We start from the raw sequence: 21,427 nt of genomic DNA on the forward strand, positions 1-21,427 counted from the left end.
AGGGAGTCACACCGGCGCAACCTGTCGCCCTCGCCCCTTTGGGGAGAGGGAGGGATGAGGGGCGTTTGTGGCAAATGCATTGTCATATCAAAATTGCCTCTAGCCCTTTAGATAAAAGCGCCAGCAGCTATCAAATAAAGAGCAATCAGCCAGCGCAGCAATGGTCGATTACCTCGCGCACCAGCGCGTCGGGCGCAGGGCGCACAACGGCCTTGCCCGGGCCGTCGATCAGCACAAAGCGAATCTCGCCGCCCTCGGCCTTTTTGTCCACGCGCATCAGCTCCAGGTAACGACCGGCGTTATCGGCCGCGTCGATGATCGGCCCACGCGTAGGCAAGCCCGCACGGGCAATCAGCTGCGTGAGGCGCTGCACAAAAGCCGCTTCCACCAGCCCCAGGCGCGCCGACAGCTCGGCCGCCATCACCATGCCGGCGCCCACGCCCTCACCATGCAGCCACGCGCCATAGCCCATGCCGGCCTCGATGGCGTGACCAAAGGTGTGACCAAAGTTGAGAATGGCGCGCAGCCCGGCCTCGCGCTCGTCCGCGCCCACTACTGCAGCCTTGATCTGGCAACTGCGCTTGACGGCATGGGCCAGCGCACCGCGCTCGCGCGCGAGCAGCACATCCATGTTCGCCTCCAGCCAGGCGAACAGCTCCATGTCGGCAATCGGCCCGTACTTGATCACTTCAGCCAGCCCGGCAGACAGCTCGCGCGCGGGCAACGTGTCCAGCGTGGCCAGGTCGCACACCACCATCCGCGGCTGATAAAACGCGCCAATCATGTTCTTGCCCAGCGGGTGGTTGATGGCAGTCTTGCCACCCACCGACGAATCCACCTGCGCCAGTAGCGTAGTGGGCACCTGCACAAACGGCACGCCGCGCATGTAGCAAGCTGCAGCAAAACCCGTCATGTCGCCGATGACGCCGCCGCCCAGAGCGAACAGCACCGTCTTGCGGTCGCAGCCATGCTGCAGCAGGGCGTCGAAGATCAGGTTGAGGGTTTGCCAGGTTTTGTGCTCCTCGCCGTCAGGCAGCACCACCATATGCACCTGTGGGTACCTGGGTGCGAGTGCGGAGCGCAAGGCATCGGCATAGAGCGGGGCGACTGTGGTGTTGGTGACGATCAACGCCGCAGCAGCACTGGGTAGCGCAGCGTAGGTCGTGGGTTTGGTGAGCTGGTCGTGGGCGATGGTGATGGGGTAGCTGCGGTCGGCCAGGATGATGTTTACAACTTCCATGCTCAAAAGTATTTACTCCATCATGAACAAATAAAAAAACCCGGCAAAGGCGACACCGCCTTCGCTGGGTTCTAATTTCACGCCGTTGACTTAATTAGGGTTAGTGCAGCTTGGAATTACTCCAAACGGAGAGACTCGGAACGAGCCATTCTTCACATCGGCCTCCAGCACATCCGTCACGAATGACTTCTCATAAGTACCTTCAGACCCCGCGACAGACGTCGTGACCTTGACGACGTATTCGATCCAAGAACCCACGTTCTGCGGATACTCCACCTGCAAAGTGGCACGCCCGTTACTACCCGTCACTTGTCCACCTAGGTAAGAGATAACCACGTCTGCCTTGCGGGGCTCCAATTGACCATCGTTATCAATATCTTCGCCTGCATCGATCACGCCGTTGCGGTTCTTATCTTCATTAAGACACCACCAAGCCGTAGTAGGCCTCTCTTCTCCCTGCCACGCGCCCTTGCCATAACGTATCAAATCCACGCTGGCCGAAATCTGCGCTCCAGAGACGGCATTTCCTGCAGCATCAGACACTGCAACATCCAACTTCTTGATATACGTCAGATTGTACTGACCCTTTTCCAACTCGTTGTTCTCTCCCAGAGTAATGGACAATGCAGAGCTGGCCACAGTCAACGTAGCAGTCTGTTGGTTGGGACATGCTCCATTAGCGAGCTCTGCATCAGTGGAACCGTAGCAAGCACGAATGCGAACGCCATTAGTCGGGCTGGTACGCGAACCTGAGATGTATTCAGCCGTTGCAACACCACTTTCGTTGGAATAAACCACCGCATTCCCGGTCGAAATCTGTTCACCGTTCCCCAATCCCGGCGCCATGATTTCAAATCGGACACGCACATTCTTAATTGCCTGATTAGAAGCATTTTGAAAGAGCGCTCTCAAGGTAGACCGGTTCGTGGTGGCGCCAGCCTGGTTTGGTGCAATCGTATTCGGTGTGATTGCCAAACTTGCAGCGGTTATGCTTTCCGTTACTGGAGCTACACCACCGGTATCTCCCACCACCAGCACATCTCGGCTCACGACCACACCCGCGCCCGAAGCCGTCACCGTATAAAGCCCTGCAGCCGGAGCGGCAGGGATCGATTCAGTCACTATTCCATTGGAAGCCGTCTTTAGGGACTGCGTAAAACCCAAGCTACCACCCAATTTAACAGATGCGTTGGCAATTCCTGCCCCATTCACATCGGCCACTTTAACTGTGACCGTCACCTTACTGCCCGGGCTAGGCGCCGCGGGCACTGTCGTCACATCAATGGTAGTGCCCGTCACGGCGATGACGCCAGTCTTCGTCTGACCACCCACGGTCATCGTGTAGTTGATATTACGGTTGCCCTTGTTGCTACCCACCGAAATCTTTCCAGACGCCTTACCAGATGCGTCAGTTGAAGGAGCCGTCGGGGTATAAATACCAGAATCCACTGTCACACTCACGGGCGCGTTGGCAACCGGGTTGTTCTTATCATCCAGTGCCGTGATTGTTAGAGTCGCGTCGTCCAACCCAGAATTGGTTAGAGCAGCCTTGTCGATTTGGTAATCAAAACTGGCAACCGACGGAGAAACGATGGCGCCAGGAGTAGTCCCGGAGTTACCTCCCCCACCACCACAAGCCACCAATACCGCGACGAGTGGCACCGTCAATACTTTGAAAAGTTTTCGCATTTTTTCACTCTCTTTGAATCTATTTATCGCACTGGACCACGGTCTGTAATGACCTTCGGCGTAATAAATACCAGCATTTCACGCTTACTGGATTCTTTGGTGCGGTTTTTAAAAAGATTTCCCACCACCGGCACATCTCCCAGCACAGGAATTTTGTTTTCCTGGTTGGTTTCTTCCATCTCAAAAATACCACCAATCACAACAGTTCCACCATTCTCAACCAGCACCTGAGTCTTGATGTGCTTGGTATCAATAGCCACGCCTTGGAGCGTGCTTTCACCACGGCTGTCTTTATTGACGTCCAAGTCAAGAATGATGTTGCCCTCTGGCGTGATCTGCGGCGTTACTTCCAGTTTAAGAACGGCTTTCTTGAAGGCAATGGTGGTAGCGCCGTTGGGGGCGGTCACAGAATATGGGTATTCAGTACCCTGCTCAATCAGCGCCTTGGTCTGGTCTGCTGTGATCAAGCGGGGGCTGGATACGATCTTGCCCTGGCCGTCTGCTTCCATTGCAGAAAGCTCCAACGTCAAAAACCGATTAGCAGCCGAATTAAAAATCGACAGTGCAAACGACCCAAAGGCGGGCGTATTGGACAAAGAAGCCGGCAGATTGACAAAATTGCCCGACACGTCCACGGTACCGCCCATACCTGACGAGCTGGTGGCATTGGCGTAGTTGGTGCCCAGCGCCACGCGGTTGCCGCCGCCCAGGCTATAGCCGCCGTCGCCGCCACGGTTGGCACGCAGGTCGCCACCACCCAGCTTGACGCCCAGCGATCGGCCGAAGGTGTCGCGCGCTTCAACGATGCGCGCCTCGATCATCACCTGACGCACCGGCACATCCAGCGTCTGCAGCAACTGCCTGACTTCCTCCAGTTTCGAGGGAGTGTCGGTGACAAACAGCTGGTTGGTACGCGGCTCTGAAATGGCGCTGCCACGTTCCGACAGGAAACGGGTGCTGGTGCCTCCAGTGGCGCCACTGCTGGTTTTAGTCAGCTGATCGACGATGGCGTCGGCCTTGGCGTAATTGAGCTGAAAGCCCTGTGTGCGCAGCGGCTCCAGTTTCTGAATGGCCATGGCTGCTTCGTAGTCCTTCTTGGTGCGCTCATCGATTTCGTCCTTGGGCGCGATCCACAAAACCGTGCCAGATTTGCGCATGCCCAGACCCTTGGCGTCCATGATGATCTGCAGCGCCTGATCCCACGGCACGTCCTTGAGCCGCAGAGTGAGCGCCCCGGTGACCGTGTCCGACGTGACGATGTTGAAATTGGTGAAGTCGGCAATCACCTGCAGCAGCGACCGAACTTCGATGTTCTGGAAGTTCAGCGACAACTTTTCACCCGAGTAGTTGGGGCCTTGCGTCAGCTTGCTCAGGTCAACCTTCTTGGGTCGCACTTCCACAACGAACTGGTTATCGCTTTGGTAGGCGCTGTGCTCCCAGTCGCCCACGGGGGTGATGGTCAGGCGCACGCGTTCGCCTTGCTGGGCTGCGGTGATGGTTTGCACTGGCGTGCCGAAGTCAGATACGTCCAGTCGCCTGCGCAAACCTTCAGGCAGCGACGAGCGCAGAAAGTCGACCACCAGCCCCTTGCCCTGCTGTTGCAGATCGACGCCGACCTGATTGCTTGCCAGCCCGATGACGATGCGCCCCGCCCCATCGGTGCCACGGCGGAAGTCCAGATCCTTCAGGGGCAGCACGTCGGTGTTTTGGCTCTCGGCGAACGTACGGGTGGGTGCACTGGGGGCGCCGGCGCCGCTGTTGACCGAGTCCAGCACCACCAGCACCGCGTTGCCCTGGAGTTCTGCGCGATAAGACGTGGGCTGCTTGAGATTCAAAACGATGCGCGAGCGCTCGCCGGCCTGCACGATGTTTGCCGACTTGACATTACCCTGATTGATTTCAATCAGCGAGCGCCCAGTGGCATTGGCTACGGCTTGAAAGTCCAGCGCGATACGCGCGGGACTTTGAATGGAAAACCCCTTAGGCAGTTCTGTCTGTGGCTCTGTAAATTCGATGCGCAGGACTTCAGAGCCGCCCTGCAGGAAACCGGAAACAGATTCAATAGCCCCCCTGGCTTGTGCCGTTGCGGAACCCAGCGCAAGAAAGACTGCCGCACCGGCCAGCCATAGCCGTTGACGTATTTGTGCCGTTTTTTGAATCATTTCTTCACCTCCGTTCCCTCTTGCAGGTTCAGTGTTGTCGTGCGCTCCACCCAATCGCCAGTGGGATCCTGGACGATTTCCCGCAAACTCATATTTGTTTCTGAAATACTGACGATTTTTCCGTAGTTCTGCCCAAGATAATTACCTACCCGCACCTGATACAGCAACTTGTCCACACTAACCAAGGCAGTGGGAGCTCCGGTTTTCGTCAGACTACCCACCATTTTCACTGCGTCCAGCGGATAGGCCTCAAGCGGCTCTTTTCGCCGAGTCATCTCAGGCGCTATCAGAGAGGCATTAGCCACTGACTCGGAAGACTCACGACGCAGTGCCTGCGTCAGCTTCATGGCATTGAAAGGTTCAGTGCCATTACTGGCAATGTACTCTTGCGGGAAAAACTGCTTGGGCTCTTTCAGGGTCATGAGGCGCGGCTTTGTGGTAGCGCGCAGTTCAGTCGTCCATTGCCTCAGTTCATCCTCGCCAAGGGGACCGCAGCCCGTCAAGAGCATCGCCACACCCAGCACCGCAGTCAGCTTGGAGCGTAGCCAAGTCATTTTTTGCCTCCCTTTGCTGCAGCTTTTTGCGCCTGAATTTCTTCAGCGTCGAGATAACGAAAGGTTCTTGCCGTGGCCTCCATAGTCAGCTGACCACCGCCGTCCTTGGTGGTGGGGCCCATGGAGATATTGTTGAGAGTGACAATGCGAGACAGATTGGCCACATCTGCCGCAAAAGCACCCACATCATGATATTTGCCGATCACGCGAATCGAGATAGGCAACTCTGCGTAGTAATCTTTGACCACGATCTGGCCAGGGCGAAACAATTCGAATTGCAGATTGCGGCCCAAGCCCGCCTGGTTGATATCGGAAAGCAAGGCCGACATTTCTGCCTTGCTGGGCAGCTGCTTTTCAAGCTGCATCACATATTGCTGAATTTGCTCGCGTTGCTTTTTCAGCCCATCAAGACTGACGGCCTTGACCAGCTTCTTCTGGTAGTCGTCCCGCAGAGTTTTCTCGGTGGTGCGCTCAGCAGCAAGTTGCTCCTCATAATCCGTCAAAATAAAGAACCATAAGAACGTGGCCACGCCTGCGGCAATAAAAATGCACAGCAGGGCGCGAGGGAGCGCCGGCCAAAGCGATGGATCTTTGGGATCAAGATTTTGAAACTGGCGCTGCAAGTCCTCTTGCAGCTTGGCGAAATCAAACTTGGGCTCTTTCTTTTTTGCCATGTTTATTTCCCCGAAGCTGCGCCGCTTGCCGCATCTGCAGCCTTCTGGACGTCAGAGCTGCGCATCAACTGAAAACGAAGATTGAAGGAAGCGACGCGGCGTTGATCTTTGGGCGTCAAGGCCACATTGGCCGCTACGATTTCCACCAGTTCGGGCTTGGAGAACCAGGGCGTATTGCTGGAGAGGTTACGCAACATTTCAGAGACGCGCTCGTTGGACTGCGCCATGCCCTGCATCGTGACGACTTGATCAGCCTGCTTGAGACTGGTCACATATACGCCATCCGGCAATTGCATGACCAACTCATTCAACAAATGAACCGGCAGATTCCGGTCGGACTGCAAGTCTTCCACTGCCTTTTGGCGTGCCTGCAGCGCTGCGATTTCGTCTTCGATAGTGGCAATTTCCTTGATCTGTCCTTCAAGAACCTTGATTTCCTGGCGCAAAAAATCGTTACGACCCTGCTGGTCGGCGATCATCACCTGGAACCACCAGTAAATCATTGCAGCAATGGCGAGCCCACCCAGAGCGGAAGCCACCATGATGGCCTGAAACAGTTCTCGCCGACGTTTGCGGGCAGCCTCCCGGTGCGGGAGCAGGTTGATGAGAATCACTGCATGAACCTCCGCATCGCCAACCCACACGAGGTCAGGTAAGAAGGAGCCTCGCGCACCATTTTCTTGAGGCGAACCGCATTGCCCACCTCCATCCCGTCAAAGGGATTGATGATGCTGCAAGCAAAACCGGTGTGCTGAATGACGGCCTCCATCAAACCGGGCAGGGGAGCGGAGCCACCCGCCAGCATGATGTGATCGACCCGGTTATAGGGCGTGCTGGTGAAGAAAAACTGAAGCGCACGCCCAATCTCTTGCGAGAGACTGTCCACAAACGGGCGCAGTACCGCCGACTGGTAATCCTCAGGCAGATCGCCGTTGCGCTTTTTACTCTCTGCCTCTTCTTGTGAAAAACCATACTGGCGCACGATCAACTGAGTCAACTGCGCACCGCCGAAGGCCTGATCTCGCTCATAGAGGACGTCTCCATTGCGGATAACCTGCATGCTTGTGGTCAGCGCACCCACCTCGAACAATGCAACCACTGAGTCCACGCCTTGGTTGGGCAGAGCCTGTATCAGCCGCCCCGCAGCCAAACGCGCAGCGTGGGACTCTATGTCTACGATCACGGGCTTCAGACCCGCTGCTTCTGCCAAGCCCTGGCGATCCTGCACCTTCTCCCTGCGCGAGGCTGCGATCAGCACCTCCACATCGCCGGGTGCGCTCTTGCTGGGCCCCACGACGCAAAAGTCAAGGCTGACTTCTTCGAGTGAAAAAGGAATGTACTGATTGGCCTCAGACTCCACCTGCACCTCGAGCTCCTGCTCGGTCATGCCACCGGGCAGAGTGATGCGCTTGGTGATGACCGCAGACGAGGGCAGCGCCATCGCCACGTTCTTGGTCTTGGTACCGCTTTTCTTGACAGCCCGACGCAGCGCCTCGGCGACCTCGTCGAACTTCTCAATGTTGCCATCGGTGATCCAGCCACGCTCAAGCTGCTCGATTGCACAGCATTCGAGAACCAGAGCCCCTCCTTTATCGCGCCCGAGCTCGACCAGCTTGACGCTGGAAGAGCTTATGTCAACACCCAGCAACGGGGCCGACTGACGACCAAACAACGACCCCATTGAGATCAAGGTACCCCCTCTAACTTATCTATGTAGTGCGACACAACTTAACACTTCACTTGAATACTAGCAGCAAGGTTCTTCACCGGCAAAGCGTTTCAGCCCCCCAAGACGTCCAACACGTTGTCAAAAGCAGACGATTTTCTGTTCACCTTACAGGTATTTTGTGTCGAATTTTCGAGCCGGCTACGCTTGCAATCATCCCGCGAAACAGCAGCCGACTGTGGATTTTTATAATGCCCTGCTGCGCGTCAATCAAGCCTTATGCCACATCAACAAGACACAACCTCTCCCCCTCCCACCGCTCCTACTTCCACTTCCCGCTCACCCCGCTGGTTGCGCTGGCTCTCGCGCCTGTTTGCCTGGATTGTCGGTCTTGGCGCTGCCGTGGCGCTGGCGGGCGTGATGGCCGTCGGACTGGGCCTGGCTGCTGCTTATCCCAACTTGCCTGATATCTCGGAGTTGGCGGACTATCGCCCCAAACTGCCGCTGCGCGTGTACTCCACCGAGGGCGCCTTGCTGGGAGAATTTGGCGAGGAGCGCCGCAACCTGACTCCCATCGAGGACATCCCGCCAGTGATGAAGAATGCGGTGCTGGCGATTGAGGATGCCCGCTTCTTCGAGCACGGCGGCGTGGACTACAAGGGTGTGCTGCGCGCTGCGCTGGCCAACCTGGGGCGGGTAAAGAGCCAGGGCGCGTCCACCATCACCATGCAGGTGGCACGCAACGTGTACCTCTCGTCAGAAAAAACTTTTACCCGGAAAATTTACGAAATATTACTAACATTCAAGCTGGAGCATCTGCTGACCAAAAATCAGATTCTCGAGATTTACATGAACCAGATTTTTCTCGGAAATCGCTCCTACGGTTTTGCCGCGGCTGCAGAAACCTATTTTGGAAAACCGCTGAAATCTTTGTCGATTGCCGAAGCTGCAATGCTGGCGGGCCTGCCCAAGGCTCCGTCGGCCTACAACCCCATCAGCAACCCCAAGCGAGCGCGCATTCGCCAGTTGCACATCATCGACCGCATGTTGGAAAACGGCTTCATCACTGCCGAGGAAGCCGCCGCCGCCAAACAGGAAGATCTCAAGCTGCGTTCATCCACGGCTGACACCCGCGTGCATGCCGAATACGTGGCCGAAATGGCCCGCCAGCTGATCTTTGCCCAGTACGGCGCCGAGGCTTACACACGCGGCCTCAATGTCTATACCACCCTCAACGCGGGCGAACAGGAAACCGCCTATACCGCCTTGCGCAAAGGCATCATGGACTATGAGCGGCGCCAGCATTACCGTGGGCCCGAGCGCTTCGTCAATCTGCCCGATTCCCCCGCCGAGGAGGAAGAGGCCATTGATGATGCGCTGGCCAATCACCCGGACAACGGCAATGTGCTGGCTGCAGTGGTGCTGAAAGTCAGCCCCAGGCAGATCGTGGCCGCTCGTGCCGACGGCGAGCAGATCGAAATCACTGGCGAGGGGCTGAAACCGGCCCAGTCGGGCCTCAGTGACAAGGCGCCGCCCAACATCAAGCTGCGCCGCGGCGCTGTCATTCGCGTGGTTCAGACGCCCAAAAAGACCTGGGAGATCACCCAGCTGCCCGAGGTGGAGGGCGCCTTCGTGGCCCTGGACCCGCGCACGGGCGCGATTCGCGCACTGGTGGGGGGCTTCGACTTCGACAAAAACAAGTTCAACCACGTCACCCAGGCCTGGCGGCAGCCGGGTTCGGCATTCAAGCCTTTCATCTACTCCGCCGCCCTTGAAAAGGGCTTTACGCCAGCGACGATGATCAATGACGCCCCCCTGTTCTTCAGTGCTGGGGTGACAGGAAGCCAGCCCTGGGAGCCCAAAAACTATGACAGCAAGTACGACGGCCCCATGACCATGCGCACCGGACTGGCGCGCTCCAAGAATGTGGTGTCGATCCGCGTGCTGCAGGCCGTGGGCCCCAAGACGGCGCAGGAGTGGCTGACCCGTTTCGGATTTGATGCCGACAAGCACCCACCCTACCTGACGATGGCGCTGGGAGCGGGCTCGGTCACGCCGATGCAGCTGGCGGTAGGCTACGCGGTGTTTGCCAATGGCGGCTACCGCGTCAACCCCTATCTGATCACCCGCGTGACCGACCACAAGGGGCGCGTCCTGTCGGACTTCCAGCCCCCGCCACTCACCAGCTACACGCCCGCCATAGACGCCCGCAACGCCTTCATCATGAACAGCCTGCTGCAGGAGGTGACGCGGTCGGGCACGGCGGCACGCGCGCAGGCCACGCTCAAGCGCCCGGACATCTACGGCAAGACCGGCACCACCAATGACGCGGTGGACGCGTGGTTTGGCGGCTTCCAGCCTACGCTGGCCGCAGTGACCTGGATCGGCTATGACACGCCGCGCAACCTGGGCAGCCGAGAAACCGGCGGCGGCTTGAGCCTGCCCGTCTGGATCAGCTTCATGGAAAAAGCCCTCAAGGGCGTCCCCGTGGCCGAACCCACGGTGCCCCCCGGCGTGGTGAATGTGAACGGCGAGTGGTTCTACGAAGAATACGCCCGCAACGCGGGAGTGGCCAGCGTGGGCATCGAGAACGCCGCCGCGGCGGCTGCGCCCGATGGAACGCCTGCGCCCGCTCCCGAGGAACGCAGCCGCATCCTCGACTTGTTTCGTAACTGACGCAGCCGCTTACCGCGCGCGCGGCCAGAGGCCAGAGGCCAGCACGCGGCGTCAGGGCGCGAAACGCAGCGCCAGCCCCGCCTGCACACTGGCGTTATGGCTCAGCGCAGCAAAGAATTCGCCCGCGCCCTTGGTGTCCATCCAGTGCTGGCCGTCAAAGCGGTAGTGGTAGCCGCCAGACTGCGCGGCCATCCAGACCTCGTGCAACGGTCTTTGCAGGTTGATGACGATCTGGCTGCGATTGCTGAAGGTGATGGTGACCATGCCGCCCGTGCGCTGGCTGTCCAAGTCGGCCTCTGTCTCTTCATTGATGCGATCGCAAGCCTGCTCCACCGCCAACAAAAGCTGCTCGGCACGATCCATATATTCAAGGTCGGTCATTACTACAATTTGCGTATGTTGAAATCCCGCCAAATTCTAGTCAGCACGATTGCCCTTGCTGCAAGCGCGGCAGTCCTGGGCTGCGGCCAGCGTGGCCCGCTGTTCCTGCCGACCGACCCAGCAGCGGCGCAACGCGCCACGCTGCCCGAGACGCTCAACCCCACCACCTCGCCGCGCGCCAACCCACCCGCCGCACCTTCCTCCGCCCCCGCATCCCCCTCCCGTCCATGACCTCTCCCACTCTGCCCGGCCATCCGCACGTCCATTACCGCAACCAGACTCTCTATATCGAAGACCAGCAGCTGTCCGACCTGGCGCGTGAACACGGCACGCCCTTGTATGTCTACTCGCAGGCGGCAATGCTGCAGGCCCTGCAGGCCTACCAGCGCGGTTTTGCGGGGCGCAAGGTGCAGATCTGCTACGCCATGAAGGCCAACTCTTCGCTGGGTGTGCTTCAATTTTTTGCACAGCACGGCTGTGGGTTCGACATCGTTTCTGGCGGCGAGCTACAGCGCGTGGTTGCAGCGGGTGGCGACCCGAGCAAGGTCATCTTCTCGGGCGTCGGCAAGACCCGCGCCGAGATGCGCCAGGCGCTGGAGGCCGGCATTGGCTGCTTCAACGTCGAAAGCGAGCCCGAACTGGAAGTGCTGAGCGAAGTCGCCCAGTCCATGGGGCTGCGTGCGCCGGTCAGCATCCGCGTCAACCCCAACGTGGACGCCAAGACCCACCCCTACATCTCCACCGGCCTCAAGGGCAACAAGTTCGGCATCGCCCACGAGCGCACGGTGGCCACCTACCAGCGCGCGGCGCAACTGCCCGGCCTGCGCGTGGTGGGCATCGATTGCCACATTGGCTCGCAGATCACCGACGAAACGCCCTACCTGGACGCGATGGATCGCATGCTGGATCTGGTGCAGGCCATCGAGGCCGCGGGCATCGCCATCCACCACATCGACTTTGGCGGCGGGCTGGGCATCGACTACAACGGCGACACCCCCCCGGAAGCCGATGCCCTGTGGGCCAAGCTGCTGGCGCGGCTGGACGCGCGCGGCTACGGCGACCGCCAGCTCATGATCGAGCCAGGCCGCTCGCTGGTGGGCAACGCCGGCGTGTGCCTGACCGAGGTGCTGTACGTCAAGCCGGGCGAGCAGAAAAACTTCTGCATCGTCGATGCAGCCATGAACGACCTGCCCCGCCCCGCGATGTATCAGGCCTATCACGCCATCGTGCCGCTGCAAGAGCCCGCCGCCGACCGGGTGCCGCAGGTTTATGACGTGGTTGGACCGATCTGCGAAAGCGGTGACTGGCTGGGCCGCGACCGCAGTCTGGCCGTGGCTGCCGGTGACCTGCTGGCCGTGCTGTCAGCTGGCGCGTACTGCAGCTCCATGGGCAGCACTTACAACACCCGCCCGCGCCCGGCCGAGTTGCTGATAGACGGCACTGCAACCCACCTGATTCGCGCCCGTGAAAGCGTCAGCGACATCTTTCGCAGCGAAAGACTCGTCCCGCTGCCCAAAAAAGGTTGATGGTCATCAAGCGATAACCATCGCGGGCGAGACTACCATCCCTATTTTCACAACGGGGTCATCTGCATGCCGCACCAGCCAACAGAACTGTATCGAGATAAAAACCACGCCTGCCTGATGTTCTCGGACCTGATCGAAGAAGACGGTCAGGCCGTGCAAGCCAACCAGTTCCTGATTGTGGATGACGACACCGGCGCCATCATCGACCCCGGTGGCAATCTGGCGTTCAATGAGCTGTTCATGGGCATGTCCAAGCACTTCACGCCGCAAAAGCTGTCGTACCTGATCGCCTCGCACGCCGACCCGGACATCATCGCCTCGCTGGATCGCTGGCTGACCAGCACCAAGGCCACGCTGGTCATCTCGCGCATCTGGGAGCGTTTTGCTCCGCACTTCACGAAGCTGGGCAAGACAGAAAACCGCGTCATCGGCGTGCCTGACGCCGGCGGCCACCTGCCGCTGGGCCGCCACGAGCTGGTGCTGCTGCCGGCCCACTTCATGCACTCCGAGGGCAACTTCCACTTCTACGACCCGGTCAGCCGCATTCTTTTCACGGGCGACCTGGGCGTGTCGATGACTTCGGGCGCCGAAGCCCGCGTGCCGGTGACCGACCTGGCTCCCCACATTGCGCGCATGGAGGGCTTTCACCGCCGCTACATGGTGTCCAACAAGATTTTGCGGCTGTGGACGCGCATGGTGCGCCAGTTGGACGTGGCCATGATCGTGCCGCAGCACGGCGCTCCCATCATGGGCAAGCAGGCCATCAACGACTTCTACAACTGGCTTGACGGGCTGATGTGCGGCATCGACCTGTTCGACGACCGCGCCTACCAAATCCCCACGACGCAGATCGACCCCATCACGCGCCAAGTACGCCCGCAGCTGCAGGCCGTGGGCGCCTGATGACCTGATTGACTCCTCGCCAACCACAGCCAAATCAGCCTCTAGCGCTTATGTATCAAGCGCTAACAGCTACAAATAGCATAGCAATCAGGCGGTTGCGCCGCGGCCGCGCCGCAGCCATAGCCGTGACAGCAGCAGCGTGACCAGCACGCCGGCATACACAGCCACTTCGGCAAAATCGTTCTTGCCGGCGCGCATCCAGAAAAAATGCAACACCGCCAGCCCTGCAATGAGGTACACGCTGCGGTGCAGGCGCTGCCAGCGGCGCGCGCCCAGCCAGCGAATGGCGCGATTGAAAGATGTGGCCGCCAACACCAGCAGCAAGGCGAAGCCGCCCATGCCCACCAGGATGAAGGGCCGCTTGGCCACGTCGCGCGCTATCTCGCCAGCATCCAGCCCCATGTCGAACCAGGCATAGCACAGCAAATGCAGCGCGGCGTAGGCGAAGGTCCACAGGCCCAGCATGCGCCGAAAGCGCGCCAGCGCGGGCAGCGCCAGCGTCAGGCGCAAAGGGGTGATGGCCAGGGTCAGGCACAGCATGCGCAGTGTCCAGTCACCCGTGGAGCGGATCAGCGCCTCGGCCGGATTCGCGCCCAGCCGATCAAGGGCCGCGCCAGCCACCAGCCAGACCAGCGGCAGCAGGCACAACAGCCACAGCAGCGGCTTGGCCGCGGGGTGCAGCAGCAGCCGGCCGGCTGCTGCGCGCGGGCCGGTGGCGACGGCGCCGCGGCCGGCAAGGCGTGCGTGTTCCATCAAGACAGGCTCAGTAAAACTTCTTCAGGTCCATGCCGGCGTACAGCTGGCCCACCTGGGCCTCGTAGCCGTTGAACAGCAGGGTCTTGCGCTTGCGGGAAAACAGCCCGTCCTCGCCAATGCGCCGCTCGGTGGCCTGGCTCCAGCGCGGGTGGGCCACGTCGGGGTTCACATTGGAATAAAAACCGTATTCATGGCGCGCCGCCTTGTTCCAGGCGGTGGCGGGCTCCTTGTCGGTGAAGCGGATCTTGACGATGCTCTTGGCGCTCTTGAAGCCGTACTTCCAGGGCACCACGATGCGCACCGGCGCGCCGTTCTGGTTGGGCAGCACCTCGCCATACATGCCAAAGGCCAGCAGGGTGAGCGGGTGCATCGCCTCGTCCAGGCGCAGTCCTTCGGTGTAGGGCCAGTCCAGCACGCGCGAGCCCACATAGGGCATGGTGGCCTTGTCGGCCAGGGTGACAAACTCGACGTACTTGGCGCTGCCCTGCGGCTCCACGCGCTTGATCAGCTCGGCCAGCGAGTACCCCACCCACGGAATGACCATGGACCAGCCTTCCACGCAGCGCAGGCGGTAGATGCGCTCTTCCTGCGCACTGAGCTTGAGCAGCTCTTCGATGTCAAAGCGCCGGGGCTTGTTGACCAGGCCCTCCACCTCCACCGTCCACGGGCGGGTCTTGAGCGTATGGGCGTTGCGGGCGGGGTCGGCCTTGTCGGTGCCGAATTCATAAAAGTTGTTGTAGCTGGTCGCGTCCTGATAGGCGGTGATTTTTTCCACGGTGACTGCGCCAGCCACGCTGGAACGCTGACCCGCCAGGGCCGCCAGCCGGCCGGGCGCCTGGCCGGTCTGCGCCAACGCCTGGCGGCCGGCCCAAGACGCCAGCGCTGCCCCGGCCGCTCCACCCGCCAGCTGGCGCAGCAGCGCACGGCGCTGCGCATAAACGGCTGGCGGCGTGATCTCGCTGGCGTGCGGGTGGTCGAATGCGCTTTCGTGGTTGCGGATGAGCATGGCAGGACTCCTGGGACTGTGACAGCCCGAGTCTGCGCCAAGCCCTGCATCCGCGTGCGGCGCAGGGATTCATGCGGCGATGCGATTCACTATTAAAAATATAGCTTCAAGCGCCTTCATCACAACGGTTAGAGCCCGAAAACACCTCAACCGCCTGAATGCTGCGGATACCCGCGTGCACCAGCCCGAAATGGCTCTACAGACCGCCGGTACGCTTGATCTTGGGGTCGGAGTAGGTCAGCGACTGCTTGTCTTGCGCCTGCTGGGCCTGCTGGGCCAGGCGCTCGGGAAGCGTGGCCTTGTTGATTTCCTGCGCCAGATCCACGGCCTCGGCGCGTGCGCGCCACAACGTCTGGAGAAACTCCAGAAGCTGCTTGGAAATAGGCTCCTTGGGCGGCTCCTCGGGTTCCTTGGGGGCGTCTTTCTTGGCTTCGGACACCGTCCAGTCGCGGTTGGCCTCGTCGGGTACAGAAGGCTCGGTGGGCTCGCGCAACGTGGTGCCCTCGCCAAGGCGGTCTGTGGACTCGACAGGATTGGCCGCGTGCACCGGCCGCACTGGCACCGGGCCCGAAGCACCCGTGGAATACAAATCCGCACCCTGGCTACGCCACTGGGTGGGCGATCGGTCAACAGGTGGTATTTGCATGGCGTGGATCCCCTCATGGTTAACGACGGGTGATAGCTACGAGTACCACGTCGTCGTACTTCTTAAACGGCAACTTGACGGGGAAATTAAGGCCTTTTCGCGCAATCGGGCACAACCGGGGGTTTTTACCTGGTCGTAATGCATCCGCACTGCCACGGCGGCAGCACTTTGGCAGACCTGTTTGACTGGGCCGAATCAGGCGCTGGACGCATGAACCATGCGCAAGGCGCTATAAAAAACGCTCGAGCAGCTTGCGCGAGCCGCGATCCAGCGCCGTGACATCGGGTAAAGAGAATTGCAGGCCGTCGCTGGCGGCGATCAGCAGCTTGGTGCGACCAGACAGGCGGCGGATGTCCTCCTCGGCCTTGAGCACCAGCTGCGTGGCGCCGCGGTCGGTGTCCACGTCCCAGGTGCTGGGCGTGGAAAAGCTGGAGACTGAGCGGATACGCGTGATGGTGGGCACAAACTCGCGCGCCGCCAGTTCTTCGTCGATCAGCGCGTGCACGGCGGGCGGCAATTGATCTACGCGCTGCACCCAGGCCAGCTCATGGCCGTCCGGGCCCACCAGCGACAGGCCTTCACCCGGCGCCGCAATGGGAAAGGCGCGCACGGGCGTCACGCCGACATGCTCGCTGCCGTCGGCCAGTTGCAGCACCAGGCGGCCGTGGGGGTTGCGGTGCAGCTTCAGGCCCTCGCTTGCTGCTGAATGCGGGGCCGTTGCGGTGTTGGTGTTCATCGCCAAATCCTCTGGTCACTGGCCTGCGGGGTGGGCGCTGTGCAGGCGGGGGCTGTCAATCAGCACACCCGCGGCCTGGGCATCTTCTTCGGCGCGCCGCGCCTGGGCCTCGTACAGGCGCCAATACGCACCCTGCTGCGCCATCAACTCGTCGTGCGGGCCCACTTCGACGATCTCGCCGCGGTCCATGACCACCAGGCGGTCGGCCTTGCGCAGCGTGGACAGGCGGTGGGCAATGGCAATGGTGGTGCGGCCCTGCACCAGGTTGTCCAGCGCCTTCTGGATTTCTTTTTCGGTCTCGGTGTCCACGGCGGACGTGGCCTCGTCCAATATCAGGATGCGCGGGTCAATCAGCAGCGCGCGCGCAATCGAGATGCGCTGGCGCTCACCGCCCGACAGTCCCTGGCCGCGCTCGCCCACCAGGCTGTCGTAGCCGTGCGGCAGGCGCAAGATGAACTCATGCGCGTGCGCGGCGCGCGCGGCGGCCACAATCTCGTCGCGCGTGGCGTCGGGCTTGCCGTAAGCGATGTTCTCGGCGATGGTGCCGAAGAACAAAAACGGCTCCTGCAGCACCAGGCCGATGTGGCGACGGAAATCCGCCACCGCCATGCGGCGGATGTCCACGTCGTCCACCAGGATCGCGCCGTCGCTCACGTCATAAAAGCGGCTGATCAGGTTGACCAGGGTGCTTTTGCCAGAGCCGCTGTGGCCCACCAGGCCGATCATCTCGCCGGGGCGAATGGTCAGCGACAGGTTCTTGATGACGGTGCGGCTGCCGTAGCGAAAGCCCACGCCCCGCATCTCGATGCCGCCTTGCACCTGCTGCACCCGTACCGGGTTGACGGGGTCGGGCACGTTGCTTACGTGGTCCAGGATGTCAAAGATGCGCTTGGCACCGGCGGCAGCCTTTTGCGTGACGGAGACGATGCGGCTCATCGAATCCAGCCGTATGTAAAAGCGCCCGATGTACGCAATGAAGGCCGCCAGCACGCCCACGGTGATCTGGTTCTGGGCCACCAGCCAGATGCCGAAGCCCCAGACCACCAGCAGCCCCACTTCAGTCATCAGCGAGACAGTGGGCGAGAACAAACTCCAGGTCTTGTTGAGCTTGTCGTTAACCTCCAGGTTGTGCTGGTTGGCCGCGCGAAAGCGGTCGGCCTCGCGCTTTTCCTGGGCGAAGGCCTTGACCACGCGGATGCCGGGGATGGTGTCGGCCAGCACGTTGGTGACCTCGGACCACACGCGGTCGATCTTCTCGAAACCGGTGCGCAGCTTGTCGCGCACGGTGTGGATCAGCCAGGCAATGAAGGGCAGCGGCACCAGCGTGACCAGCGCCAGCCATGGGTTGATGGAAAACAGAATCACCGCCGTCATGCAGATCATGAGCACGTCGGTCGCAAAGTCCAGGGCATTGAGCGACAAGAAGACGTTGATGCGGTCTGTCTCTGAACCGATGCGCGCCATCAGATCCCCCGTGCGCTTGCTGCCGAAGTAGTCCAGCGACAGCCGCATCAGGTGCTCATACGTGGTGGTGCGCAGGTCGGCGCCGATGCGCTCGGACACCAGCGCCAGGATGTAGGTGCGCGCCCACCCCAGCCCCCAGGCCAGCAGCGCCGCCAGCAGCAGCCCGCCCAGGTACATGCCGGCCTGGGCAAAGTCGATGGGCCGCCCGCTTTGGTAGGGGATGAGGATGTCATCCATCAGCGGGATGGTCATGTACGGCGGCACCAGCGACGCGGCGGTGGAGGCCAGCGTGAGCGCAAAACCGGCGGCCAGCTGCTTTTTGTAGGGCCGCGCAAAGCGCCACAGGCGCAGCAGCACCCAGGTGGAAGTCTGCGGCGCCTGCTGGCGCGCGCAGGCGGTGCACTCGTCGCTGTCCGGCGGCAGCGGCGTGCCGCAGGCAGCGCAACGCGGCACGTCGTCCTCATCGGGTGACTGCGCGCCTGGCGGGCCGTCCAGGCGCTGCACCTGGCGCTCCAGCCTCTGCTGCAGGTGCAGCGCCTGAGGGTGGCGCCCCAGCGTGAAGCGCCACAGCGCCAGGCGACTGTCTGCGTCGTGCAGCGACAGCTGGCCCACTCCGCCATGATCCTGCATGCGCAGGGCCATGCCGGGCGCCAGAGGCCAGTCGCGCACAGGTGCACCGGCGGTGCAGGCCAGCAGACGCCGCTCGGTCAGCACCAGCATGCCCGGCGCAAAGCGCAGGTCGGCCGTCAGGTCAACCTCGAAGGCAGCCTGTACGTTTTCGTCGGGAGCGAGCACTGCCCGCACCTCGGCCCCCCAGGGGCCAGACAAGACACCCGAGGCGTCCACAGAATGGTGATGTTGCATTTGGTTTTGTATGTCCATCCCCGCACAGGCGGAGATTTGCCGGTCTGGCCCACGCCACTGGGCGGCATTGTGGGCCACTGCGCTGCAGCTCCACCCTTTAGTAACGCACATCATCGGCCCACGGCTGACACTGCGTCGATGTGATTCACCCCCACATCAGCGCACAATTGCCCGTCACAGGCATTGCCGCAATCGCCGCACCCCTGCGGTCACCCGATTCTTCCCACCTGCACTTCATGGCCACATTCAACGAAATCCAACTGCTGCGCACCACTTACCTGCGCGGCCCCAGTGTCTGGACCTACCGCCCGGTTCTTGAAGTCTGGCTGGATCTGGGCGAACTGGAGGACTACCCCTCCAACAAGATTCCCGGTCTCAACGACCGCCTGACCGCCTGGCTGCCCGACCTGGTGGAGCACCACTGCGGCGTGGGCGAGCGCGGCGGCTTTTTGCTGCGCCTGAGAGAAGGCACCTGGATGGGCCACGTGCTGGAGCACGTGATCATTGAGTTGCTCAACCTCTCGGGCATGCCGGCCGAGTTCGGGCAGACGCGCGAGATTTCCCGGCGCGGGGTCTATCGCATGGTGTTCCGCTGCCCCGAAGAGGCCGTGGCCCGCGTGGCGCTGGAACATGGCCACCGCCTGCTGATGGCGGCCATCAACGACGAGGCGTTTGACCTCAAGGCCGCCATCCACGCCATCAAGACGGCCATCAACGACCGCTACCTGGGCCCCAGCACCGGCTGCATCGTCGATGCCGCGGGTGCCCGGCGCATCCCGCACATCCGCCTGAATGACGGCAACCTGGTGCAACTGGGCTATGGCGCCGCGCAGCGCCGCATCTGGACGGCCGAGAGCGACCAGACCAGCGCCATCGCCGAGGGCATCGCGCAAGACAAAGACTTCACCAAACGGCTGCTGGCCTCGTGCGGCGTGCCCGTGCCCGAGGGCCAGGTCGTCAAGAACGCCGACGAAGCCTGGGAAGTGGCACAGGACATCGGCTTTCCCGTCACCGTCAAGCCGTCGGACGGCAACCACGCGCGCGGCGTGACGCTGGAGCTGTCGCGCGAGGCCGACATCAAGGCCGCCTTTGCGCTGGCCGAGCCCGAGGGCTCTGAGGTCATCGTCGAAAAATTCATCGACGGCGTGGAGCACCGCCTGCTGGTGGTGGGCGGCAAGGTGGTCGCCGCCACCAAGGGCGAGCCGGTGAGCGTGCACGGCAACGGCCACGCCACGCTGCGCGAGCTGGTGGCCGTGCTCAACCAGGACCCGCGCCGCGGCCCCGAGCAGGAATACCCGCTGGACTGGATCGACCTGGACAAAGGTGCCGTGCAGCTGGAGCTCCGGCGCCAGGGCGTCACGCCCGACACCGTAGTCCCCAAGGGCCAGAGCGTGCTGCTGCAGCGCAACGGCAACATGGCCATCGACTGCACCGACGACGTGCACCCCGACGTGGCCTACTATGCCCAGCTGGCCGCAAAAATCGTCGGCCTGGACATTGCGGGCATGGACATGATCCTGAAAGACGTGTCCAAGCCCATGAAGGAACAAGGCGGCGCCATCCTCGAGGTGAATGCCGGCCCCGGCCTGCTGATGCACCTCAAGCCCACCAGCGGCGCGCCGCGCCCCGTCGGCCAGGCCATCGTCGAGCACCTGTTCCCCGCCACTGCCGACGAGGGCACGGGCGCCGGGCGCATCCCCATCGTGGGCATTGCCGGCACGCGCCACAACGCCTTCACCGCGCGTTTTGTCGGCTGGCTGCTGCAGCTGTCAGGCAAGCTGACGGGCGTGGCCAGCAGCGAGGGCATGTTCCTGAACAACCGCCGAACGCAAAAGACCAACACCGCCGACTGGGCCGGCGCGCACCGCCTGCTGACCAACCCGCTGGCGCAGGCCGCGGTCATCCAGACCACGGCCCGCTCCATCCTGGAAGAAGGCCTGGCCTACGACCGCTGCCTGGTCGGCGTGGTGACCGACATGGACGGCTTTGAAACCCTGGCCGACCACGACGTGCTGGAGCAGGCCCAGATGACACGCGTGCTGCGCACCCAGATCGACGTGGTGCTGGACGAAGGCGCGGGCGTGCTCAACGCCGACATCGAGCAGGTGGCCGACCTGGCGCGCCTGTGCGACGGCGAGGTGCTGCTGTATTCGCTGAGCGCCGACAACCCGGTGATTGCCGAGCACCGCGCCCAGAACAACAACGGTCGCGACGGCCGCGCGGTGTTCGTGCGCGGCGAGCAGGTGGTGCTGGCCACGGGCGCCAGCGAGCGCGTACTGGGCACGCTGGCCGCACTGAGCCTGCCCGGCGGCCACCGCCCCGAAACCGCCGCGCTGCTGGCCGCAGTGGCTGCGGCGTGGTCCATGGACATCGGGCCGGACCTGATTGCCGCGGGCATCAAGACCTTCGACTACGCCGGATAAGCGCCGCATTTGCTATTGAATGCATAGCTACTAGCGCTTATCCCATAAAGGCTGAATGCCA

At 61.7% G+C, this 21,427-nt stretch carries 18 protein-coding genes; 5 read left to right on the top strand and 13 right to left on the bottom strand.

Going from position 1 to position 21,427, the window contains the following annotated elements:
• Window positions 1-145: 145 nt before the first annotated feature.
• From aroB to AB7E35_RS06210, 7 genes are all read right to left on the bottom strand, one after another.
• Complete coding sequence (gene aroB, locus AB7E35_RS06180; RefSeq protein ID WP_428162253.1) at window positions 146-1,240, bottom strand: 3-dehydroquinate synthase; 1,095 nt, start codon at window positions 1,238-1,240, stop codon at window positions 146-148.
• Between the two features lie 90 nt (window positions 1,241-1,330).
• Window positions 1,331-2,929 carry an Ig-like domain-containing protein gene (locus tag AB7E35_RS06185; RefSeq protein ID WP_284465909.1) on the bottom strand — a complete coding sequence of 533 codons (1,599 nt, stop codon included), beginning with the start codon at window positions 2,927-2,929 and terminating at the stop codon, window positions 1,331-1,333.
• Window positions 2,930-2,952: 23 nt separating this feature from the next.
• Complete coding sequence (gene pilQ, locus AB7E35_RS06190) at window positions 2,953-5,091, bottom strand: type IV pilus secretin PilQ (RefSeq protein WP_428162255.1); 2,139 nt, start codon at window positions 5,089-5,091, stop codon at window positions 2,953-2,955.
• Entirely contained in the window at window positions 5,088-5,645 is a 558-nt protein-coding gene (locus tag AB7E35_RS06195; RefSeq protein ID WP_428162256.1) for a pilus assembly protein PilP, read from the bottom strand. Before AB7E35_RS06195 ends, pilQ begins: the two co-directional genes overlap by 4 nt.
• Window positions 5,642-6,319 carry a type 4a pilus biogenesis protein PilO gene (locus tag AB7E35_RS06200; protein WP_428162257.1) on the bottom strand — a complete coding sequence of 226 codons (678 nt, stop codon included), beginning with the start codon at window positions 6,317-6,319 and terminating at the stop codon, window positions 5,642-5,644. The genes AB7E35_RS06195 and AB7E35_RS06200 overlap by 4 nt, the downstream gene beginning before the upstream one ends.
• Before the next feature lie 2 nt (window positions 6,320-6,321).
• Window positions 6,322-6,933: a PilN domain-containing protein gene (locus AB7E35_RS06205; protein WP_428162258.1), complete on the bottom strand. Its 612-nt coding sequence runs from the start codon at window positions 6,931-6,933 to the stop codon at window positions 6,322-6,324.
• Window positions 6,930-8,000, bottom strand: a complete 1,071-nt coding sequence (locus AB7E35_RS06210; protein ID WP_428162259.1) for a pilus assembly protein PilM — start codon at window positions 7,998-8,000, stop codon at window positions 6,930-6,932. Before AB7E35_RS06210 ends, AB7E35_RS06205 begins: the two co-directional genes overlap by 4 nt.
• A gap of 264 nt (window positions 8,001-8,264) precedes the next feature.
• On the opposite strand from AB7E35_RS06210, the gene AB7E35_RS06215 reads away from it, so the two are divergent.
• Window positions 8,265-10,661 (top strand): penicillin-binding protein 1A, encoded by a 2,397-nt coding sequence (locus AB7E35_RS06215; RefSeq protein ID WP_428162260.1) that lies wholly within the window; start codon window positions 8,265-8,267, stop codon window positions 10,659-10,661.
• Between the two features lie 51 nt (window positions 10,662-10,712).
• On the opposite strand, the gene cyaY is transcribed toward AB7E35_RS06215, so the two are convergent.
• Window positions 10,713-11,042 (bottom strand): iron donor protein CyaY, encoded by a 330-nt coding sequence (gene cyaY, locus AB7E35_RS06220; protein ID WP_428162261.1) that lies wholly within the window; start codon window positions 11,040-11,042, stop codon window positions 10,713-10,715.
• Between the two features lie 15 nt (window positions 11,043-11,057).
• Here cyaY and lptM point away from each other — a divergent pair, with 15 nt between their 5' ends.
• The 3 genes from lptM (at window position 11,058) to AB7E35_RS06235 (ending at window position 13,471) form a co-directional block, all read left to right on the top strand.
• The gene (lptM, locus tag AB7E35_RS06225; protein WP_428162262.1) at window positions 11,058-11,273 is read left to right on the top strand and encodes an LPS translocon maturation chaperone LptM; all 216 of its coding nucleotides are present in this window, start codon (window positions 11,058-11,060) and stop codon (window positions 11,271-11,273) included.
• On the top strand, window positions 11,270-12,568 hold the full coding sequence (lysA, locus tag AB7E35_RS06230) for a diaminopimelate decarboxylase (RefSeq protein ID WP_428162263.1): 1,299 nt from the start codon (window positions 11,270-11,272) through the stop codon (window positions 12,566-12,568). The genes lptM and lysA overlap by 4 nt, the downstream gene beginning before the upstream one ends.
• A gap of 66 nt (window positions 12,569-12,634) precedes the next feature.
• A complete protein-coding gene (locus tag AB7E35_RS06235) occupies window positions 12,635-13,471 on the top strand; it encodes an MBL fold metallo-hydrolase (protein WP_428162264.1) in 837 nt (278 codons plus the stop codon).
• A gap of 87 nt (window positions 13,472-13,558) precedes the next feature.
• Here the strand turns inward: AB7E35_RS06235 and AB7E35_RS06240 are convergent, their stop codons facing one another.
• The 5 genes from AB7E35_RS06240 to AB7E35_RS06260 all read right to left on the bottom strand — a co-directional run bounded on the left by AB7E35_RS06240 (window position 13,559) and on the right by AB7E35_RS06260 (window position 18,943).
• A complete protein-coding gene (locus AB7E35_RS06240) occupies window positions 13,559-14,224 on the bottom strand; it encodes a sulfite oxidase heme-binding subunit YedZ (RefSeq protein ID WP_428162265.1) in 666 nt (221 codons plus the stop codon).
• Window positions 14,225-14,234: 10 nt separating this feature from the next.
• Window positions 14,235-15,233, bottom strand: coding sequence for a protein-methionine-sulfoxide reductase catalytic subunit MsrP (gene msrP / locus AB7E35_RS06245; protein ID WP_428162266.1), 999 nt, complete (start codon window positions 15,231-15,233; stop codon window positions 14,235-14,237).
• A gap of 196 nt (window positions 15,234-15,429) precedes the next feature.
• Window positions 15,430-15,879 carry a hypothetical protein gene (locus tag AB7E35_RS06250; protein ID WP_428162267.1) on the bottom strand — a complete coding sequence of 150 codons (450 nt, stop codon included), beginning with the start codon at window positions 15,877-15,879 and terminating at the stop codon, window positions 15,430-15,432.
• 229 nt (window positions 15,880-16,108) lie between these two features.
• Window positions 16,109-16,615 carry a DUF1854 domain-containing protein gene (locus AB7E35_RS06255; RefSeq protein WP_428162268.1) on the bottom strand — a complete coding sequence of 169 codons (507 nt, stop codon included), beginning with the start codon at window positions 16,613-16,615 and terminating at the stop codon, window positions 16,109-16,111.
• 15 nt (window positions 16,616-16,630) lie between these two features.
• Complete coding sequence (locus AB7E35_RS06260; protein ID WP_428162269.1) at window positions 16,631-18,943, bottom strand: ABC transporter ATP-binding protein; 2,313 nt, start codon at window positions 18,941-18,943, stop codon at window positions 16,631-16,633.
• Window positions 18,944-19,179: 236 nt separating this feature from the next.
• Here AB7E35_RS06260 and cphA point away from each other — a divergent pair, with 236 nt between their 5' ends.
• Window positions 19,180-21,366, top strand: a complete 2,187-nt coding sequence (gene cphA / locus AB7E35_RS06265) for a cyanophycin synthetase (RefSeq protein ID WP_428162270.1) — start codon at window positions 19,180-19,182, stop codon at window positions 21,364-21,366.
• Window positions 21,367-21,427 lie beyond the last annotated feature (61 nt).

Source organism: Diaphorobacter sp. (genome assembly GCF_050251835.1).
GTDB lineage: Bacteria > Pseudomonadota > Gammaproteobacteria > Burkholderiales > Burkholderiaceae_C > JBFXIE01.

Coding starts and splice junctions, on each gene's coding strand:
- lysA (WP_428162263.1), top strand. CDS start 11,270: ATGACCTCTCCCACTCTGCCCGGCCATCCGCACGTCCATTACCGCAAC.
- AB7E35_RS06215 (WP_428162260.1), top strand. CDS start 8,265: ATGCCACATCAACAAGACACAACCTCTCCCCCTCCCACCGCTCCTACT.
- AB7E35_RS06200 (WP_428162257.1), bottom strand. CDS start 6,319: ATGGCAAAAAAGAAAGAGCCCAAGTTTGATTTCGCCAAGCTGCAAGAG.
- AB7E35_RS06250 (WP_428162267.1), bottom strand. CDS start 15,879: ATGCAAATACCACCTGTTGACCGATCGCCCACCCAGTGGCGTAGCCAG.
- AB7E35_RS06195 (WP_428162256.1), bottom strand. CDS start 5,645: ATGACTTGGCTACGCTCCAAGCTGACTGCGGTGCTGGGTGTGGCGATG.
- lptM (WP_428162262.1), top strand. CDS start 11,058: ATGTTGAAATCCCGCCAAATTCTAGTCAGCACGATTGCCCTTGCTGCA.
- msrP (WP_428162266.1), bottom strand. CDS start 15,233: ATGCTCATCCGCAACCACGAAAGCGCATTCGACCACCCGCACGCCAGC.
- AB7E35_RS06210 (WP_428162259.1), bottom strand. CDS start 8,000: ATGGGGTCGTTGTTTGGTCGTCAGTCGGCCCCGTTGCTGGGTGTTGAC.
- pilQ (WP_428162255.1), bottom strand. CDS start 5,091: ATGATTCAAAAAACGGCACAAATACGTCAACGGCTATGGCTGGCCGGT.
- aroB (WP_428162253.1), bottom strand. CDS start 1,240: ATGGAAGTTGTAAACATCATCCTGGCCGACCGCAGCTACCCCATCACC.
- AB7E35_RS06255 (WP_428162268.1), bottom strand. CDS start 16,615: ATGAACACCAACACCGCAACGGCCCCGCATTCAGCAGCAAGCGAGGGC.
- AB7E35_RS06185 (WP_284465909.1), bottom strand. CDS start 2,929: ATGCGAAAACTTTTCAAAGTATTGACGGTGCCACTCGTCGCGGTATTG.
- AB7E35_RS06235 (WP_428162264.1), top strand. CDS start 12,635: ATGCCGCACCAGCCAACAGAACTGTATCGAGATAAAAACCACGCCTGC.
- AB7E35_RS06260 (WP_428162269.1), bottom strand. CDS start 18,943: ATGCAACATCACCATTCTGTGGACGCCTCGGGTGTCTTGTCTGGCCCC.
- AB7E35_RS06240 (WP_428162265.1), bottom strand. CDS start 14,224: ATGGAACACGCACGCCTTGCCGGCCGCGGCGCCGTCGCCACCGGCCCG.
- cphA (WP_428162270.1), top strand. CDS start 19,180: ATGGCCACATTCAACGAAATCCAACTGCTGCGCACCACTTACCTGCGC.
- cyaY (WP_428162261.1), bottom strand. CDS start 11,042: ATGACCGACCTTGAATATATGGATCGTGCCGAGCAGCTTTTGTTGGCG.